8 protein-coding genes are annotated in these 5,220 nt (G+C 40.2%); all 8 read right to left on the reverse strand.

Going from position 1 to position 5,220, the window contains the following annotated elements; all coding sequences use genetic code 11:
- Positions 1-122: 122 nt before the first annotated feature.
- The gene (locus tag GSF01_RS28780; protein WP_159888703.1) at positions 123-422 is read right to left on the reverse strand and encodes a hypothetical protein; all 300 of its coding nucleotides are present in this window, start codon (positions 420-422) and stop codon (positions 123-125) included.
- Positions 423-688: 266 nt separating this feature from the next.
- Complete coding sequence (locus GSF01_RS28785) at positions 689-1,102, reverse strand: GNAT family N-acetyltransferase (RefSeq protein ID WP_328803717.1); 414 nt, start codon at positions 1,100-1,102, stop codon at positions 689-691.
- Between the two features lie 260 nt (positions 1,103-1,362).
- Entirely contained in the window at positions 1,363-1,650 is a 288-nt protein-coding gene (locus GSF01_RS28790; RefSeq protein ID WP_235941791.1) for a MazG nucleotide pyrophosphohydrolase domain-containing protein, read from the reverse strand.
- Positions 1,651-1,888: 238 nt separating this feature from the next.
- On the reverse strand, positions 1,889-2,254 hold the full coding sequence (locus GSF01_RS28795) for an MmcQ/YjbR family DNA-binding protein (protein WP_159888706.1): 366 nt from the start codon (positions 2,252-2,254) through the stop codon (positions 1,889-1,891).
- A 326-nt stretch (positions 2,255-2,580) separates the two neighbouring features.
- Entirely contained in the window at positions 2,581-3,021 is a 441-nt protein-coding gene (locus tag GSF01_RS28800; RefSeq protein ID WP_159888707.1) for a hypothetical protein, read from the reverse strand.
- 301 nt (positions 3,022-3,322) lie between these two features.
- Complete coding sequence (locus tag GSF01_RS28805; RefSeq protein ID WP_159888709.1) at positions 3,323-3,742, reverse strand: GNAT family N-acetyltransferase; 420 nt, start codon at positions 3,740-3,742, stop codon at positions 3,323-3,325.
- 309 nt (positions 3,743-4,051) lie between these two features.
- The gene (locus tag GSF01_RS28810; protein ID WP_159888708.1) at positions 4,052-4,633 is read right to left on the reverse strand and encodes a hypothetical protein; all 582 of its coding nucleotides are present in this window, start codon (positions 4,631-4,633) and stop codon (positions 4,052-4,054) included.
- Positions 4,634-4,859: 226 nt separating this feature from the next.
- Positions 4,860-5,090 (reverse strand): GNAT family N-acetyltransferase, encoded by a 231-nt coding sequence (locus GSF01_RS28815; protein ID WP_268893754.1) that lies wholly within the window; start codon positions 5,088-5,090, stop codon positions 4,860-4,862.
- Positions 5,091-5,220 lie beyond the last annotated feature (130 nt).

A 5,220-nucleotide genomic window follows, 5' to 3' on the forward strand; every position in this document is an offset into this window, starting at 1 on the left:
GCTCCTCCCGGAGGACCTCCAGCACAACCTTTGTTTTAAACTCTGAGGTATATCGGTTCCGTTTTTCCATGCTCTTATTATAACTTATTTTTTTCCCTCCTGTGTCTCAACCTATGGGAGCATTATACAGGATTGTCCGCGCTCCTGCTTCTCCCAAAGTCATCTTCATAATCATCATACATCCCCATTACTACATAGGGCTCTAAATACTCCTCATTATTAAAAAGAGTTATTATAAGTTCAAGGGTTGGTCCAAGTCCTTCTTGTCCTAATTCAATTTGTAGCCCTGGTTCTTGTAAGATTCCCTTCATGTTTATAGATAAAGCTTTTCTTCCAAGCAACATTCGATTTACCGGTTCACATCCTACACTACCGGAATGATCCGTCCAACTTCCAAGATATTTATTGATTTCATCGAACATAGAGACAACCTCCATGTTGTTAATGTGCATTTATATGATTATTGCGAATCTTTCATCTAACGTCGTTGTATTCACGAACCCGAGAGGCTTAAGGCGCGTCAGCGCCGGGTGGCTCCTCCACTTAGCCTCGCAGGGTTGTCGCCTGAATCCGCTTCCCCGAAAAGCCTCGCGGCGACCAAGGGCCGTAAGGCCCGAAGCGTGAATAGGGTGTTAGGTGATGTACCTGACCGCTTCGATGCCCACGCCTTCTCGAGTTGCTCACACTATCAATTAATTCTGTACTTGAGTAAAGCCAGTTTTATATTCTTATCTATGACTGACTCGGTACTACCTATGTTAATGGCTCCATTCTTTAAGTAAAATCCTTCTGCATTGGGATCACTCTTAATAATAAACTGCTTTACCCCTAATGCCTTGATCCTCAATACAAGATTCTTCCAAAGTAAACTTCCTAATCCCTTACCAATACTCTCTCTTGCTGTAAAAAACCAAACTAATTCTGATCGATCTTCCCGAATATTAAATTGATAAAACCCTAAAATTCTCTCTCCATCTTCCATTAAGTAAACTAGTTCCTCAATTATATCTTTCTTATTTATCACCATATGCCTTTTTGCTTCTTGAAGATATCTCTCTTCGTAATTCCAATGCGATTTTGACTCGAAAGCGAGGGCTGTCAATATTTCGCTTTCATTGGGATATGCTCTTCTGATCTTAATGATTAATCACCCTTTCTGATTTCGCGTGGGTTTCAGAAAACGTTCTTGTATTCACGAACCCGAGAGGCTTAAAGGAGCGGAGCGACTGGGTCGAAGACTTAGCCTCGCAGGAGTTGTCTGCCTGAATCGCTTCTCCGAAATCCCTCGGGCAGACCAAGGGGCGTAGCCCCGTAGCGTGAATACGGTGTTATACGACGGACCCCTTGAGTTATGTTTAATCATTATTTCTTCCGTTTAATTTTGTTTAACTCTTCCTTTAATTTAAAGCTTTTTTCAAGGTCTATATCGTATACATTGGCGAGTGCCGCAACGTAATAAAGCACATCATACAATTCTTCTTCTATTGTTCCTTTTATTGTTTGCTCTTCACTATCTTCTAATCGTTTATTCTTGCGAATTACCTCAGATAATTCTCCTACTTCTTCTATTAGTTTGTAAAAATAATGTTCTTTCTTGTCCGGATTGTAATCGGTCTGTTTGATATATTCTTGTAAATACTTGATTGTCAAAGAGTCATCCAAAGTAACCAGTCCTTTAAAATTTTATATTTTATCTGTTTTTGCTTTTATAATATTATTGCTTCGGTCTGTCGCATAACGTCTCTTGTATTCACGAACCCGAGAACATTAAGGCCTGAAAGGCCGGCCGCTGAGCGGTTAGGTTCGCAGGGTTGTCCGCCTGAGCCCGCTTCTCGAAATGCCTCGGGCGGACCGAGCAGCCGTTAGGCTGGGATGCGTGAATACGATGTTATGTAATGCCTCGGCCTTCATCATGCCTACTTTCACCATATGCCTTTACCAATTTCTTTGGAGCTATGCTTCCCCAAGCCTTTAACAGTAATCCCTTAATTTCTTCTGGTTCTACAGTATTTAAATTTACATGCATATATTTCATGTTTGAAAATGACTCTGGGATTGCATACGTCTCTGAATCCATTGTTGTATAAATTGTTCGATCTTCTTCTATTGTCTTTATTGTTAGGGTAATCCCGTCTTCTTGTAATACTGCAAATATCTTATTGTTGATCCGATATGAAGATTTGCCCCAATGACTAACTTCTTTAGATTCTGGTAAAGACAAAATATATTCTTGAACCTCATTTATACTTATCAAGCAAGATTCCCCTCCTAACTTAAGAGATTTTAGTTTTTTATGCCTTGCCGAGGTTTCACATAACGTTGTTGTATTCTTCACCGGCATCGAAGATCAAATTACAGCTTTATACGCCAAGGGTGTCAGCACGCGGGACACGAACCCTCACTGGCTTAAGGGGCGTTAGCCCCGGGTCCGACGGACTTAGCCAGTGCAGGGTTGTCTGCTGAATCCGCATCTCCGAAAAGCCTCTTGCAGACCAAGGGCCGTCAGGCACGATGCGTGAATACGGTGTTATATGTTGTCGGGGCCTTCTTCGAATTTACTATCTCAATATTTGTATTTTGTTAATATGTAACCAGTCCCTTAAATTCTTTTAGTTTTTCAAGTTCACTTACATTATTTGTATCTATCCATCCCATCTTCTCATGTGATACGGTAATCAACCATGGCTTTTTATCCTTGAAAAAGCATAAATCCTCTAGTATATGTGGCTGCATCCATGAATAAAGACTTTCTGTATGTTCAGTAAAGACATCGACTAGATCTTCTCGGCATTCAAAATAATAAACATCTGCGAAATGACCCATTAAACAAGTCCCTGGCCAGCTTTCTTGTTTTTTTACTTCTTTTAAAAAGGGGTTTAGAGTCTTCAAAATATCATTCCCGTTTTCGAATAAAGGTATTTGATCTCTCTTAACTAGGATAAATTCATCACAAACATTCAATGCTAGTTTTAATAATGATTTATATGTATTCCCGTATGGTTCTTCTAATATTTGAATCATTATGAACTCCTTTTATTATTTTTGTTTTTATAGTCTTTGCCCCGATTGCATATAACGTCCCTCGTATTCACAAACCCGAGAACCTTAAGGTCACGAAGTGACCGGCCCGCGATGTGGTTAGGTTCGCAGGGTTGTCCGCCTGATCCGGCCTCTTCGAAACTCCTCGGGCGGACCGAGAGACGGCAAATCCCGGCTCGATGTGTGAGTACGATGTTATGTGAAGTATCGGCCCCACTTCTTCGAATAAAGACAGGACGTCGACCCGCAAATCGCTCTTTTTAATAAAGTCCTTTCATATTGCTTATTCATATACTAAAACCCAATACTTCTCCCCCGGCTTTCCTTCTTCAACAACTTTCTTCCATCCATTTTTTTCATAGAAAATCAATGCTCTATGATTTTCAGATACACACTTTAATCTTACTGGCTTGCTCATTTTTTCTAGAGCTTTATTAACCAACTGAGTACCAACACCATTACCGATAACATCGGGGTATACAAATAAGTTATGAATAAAATTTTCAGGCAAATATATAGATGTAAATCCAAGGATGCGCGAATTTTCTTCTGCTAACAATATGTATTCATCAATTGTATCCCTGTCAAAATCATCTAAAGTCATCTCTTTTGTATTCGCCCAATGAAAGCCCTTACGACGAGATTCGAGATATATTTGTCTTAACTCTGGATAGTCAAATTTATTTGCTTCTCTGATAATAATGATATCAATCCCCTATCAACAAAAAATTATGAGTTACAGGATTTGAACATCTTCAAGCAACAGGACGTTGCGAATGAGTTACCCGCAAAATAGTCTTTGGGCCGATATTTCACATAACGTTCTTGCATTCACGACGTCGAGAACCTTAAGGCCAGCTTGCTGTCCGGGTGGCTCCGCCACTTAGGTTCGCAGATGTGTCCGCCTGATTTAGCTTCCCTACTTTCCACTTCGGCCGGACCGAGGGGCGTAAGCCCCGATGCGTGAATGCGGTGTTATCTGAAGTAACCGACTTCTTTTGAAATACTTACATTATTCTTTAAATAGATTGTTTAGTATTTCTAGTTCAAGATTTGTATTAGTTTTTCTATACTCGTTCCATTCTCCCTCATTAGCTATATCAACATTGATCGGTTGACGGTGTATGACGAAATGCTTTAACTTTAAATACCGCCCAATTGGAAAATCAGCTCCACTCCAATTCTCCCTGTAACCAACCAAACCATATTTAGTTATCAATAAATCGAGGCTACTAACAATTTCACGGATAAATTCTATTAGATCACACTGTTCTGAAAGCAACTGTTCACCTAATCTCTTTCCTTCTAAAACCTTTACTCCGTCGCGGAATATTTCAATTGTCACTAATAGTTCATCGTCATTCAGTCTTTTTAACTTCCAATCTACAATTGCAGGTTCAAAATCCCATTCAAATGAAGTTAAAGACTTCACCTCATCATCTGGAGTAAATTCCTTCATTAAAGTCATTACAGCATCTAATAAATCAATAAGGGGTTCAGTAACGTAACTTGGGCTAAAATACTCTTCCTTTTCATTTATTTTGAGATGTACGTTTGCCCAACCGACACTATCAAGGTCATATGAGAACTTCATCGGAATCTCCCTCATACATGTTTTACGGTTATTTCAGCTAACGTTTTTGCATTCACGACGTCGAGAACCTTAAGGCCAGCTTGCTGGCCGGGTGGCTCCGCCACTTAGGTTCGCAGATGTGTCCGCCTGATTTAGCTTCCCTACTTTCCACTTCGGCCGGACCAAGGGGCGTAAGCCCCGATGCGTGAATGCGGTGTTATCTGATGCCGCCACTTCTTTGTGCTACTTAAAAAATCTTAATCCAGTAACGACAAATGCCATTTGCTACAGAGTCAAGTATTCCATTATTCCCTTCTACTACCCTTCTGGACCGCGAATTGACTTCATCGCAAGTTATTAATAATTGATCAATTCCTAATTCTCTTGCTTTGTTCATTATCTCACTTAGAAATCTCTTGCCATAACCTTTTCCTCTCTCACTAGGCCTAACAATATATCCAACGTGGCCACCATATATAAGTAGGGCTTGCTGAACAACTCAATTCATAAAGCGCAATGTGTTAAATCGAAAAAGGGTGAAAAAAACGAAAAAGAGACTCCGAAGTCGCTTCTCCAGATTCATGACTAAGAATTGGATGGCGATTACG

The organism is Paenibacillus puerhi, from assembly GCF_009846885.1.
Classification (GTDB): domain Bacteria; phylum Bacillota; class Bacilli; order Paenibacillales; family NBRC-103111; genus Paenibacillus_G; species Paenibacillus_G puerhi.

What these genes read in the sequence shown, in the direction of transcription:
- GSF01_RS28780 (WP_159888703.1), bottom strand. Translation starts at nt 422, where the DNA reads ATGTTCGATGAAATCAATAAATATCTTGGAAGTTGGACGGATCATTCC.
- GSF01_RS28800 (WP_159888707.1), bottom strand. Translation starts at nt 3,021, where the DNA reads ATGATTCAAATATTAGAAGAACCATACGGGAATACATATAAATCATTA.
- GSF01_RS28810 (WP_159888708.1), bottom strand. Translation starts at nt 4,633, where the DNA reads ATGAAGTTCTCATATGACCTTGATAGTGTCGGTTGGGCAAACGTACAT.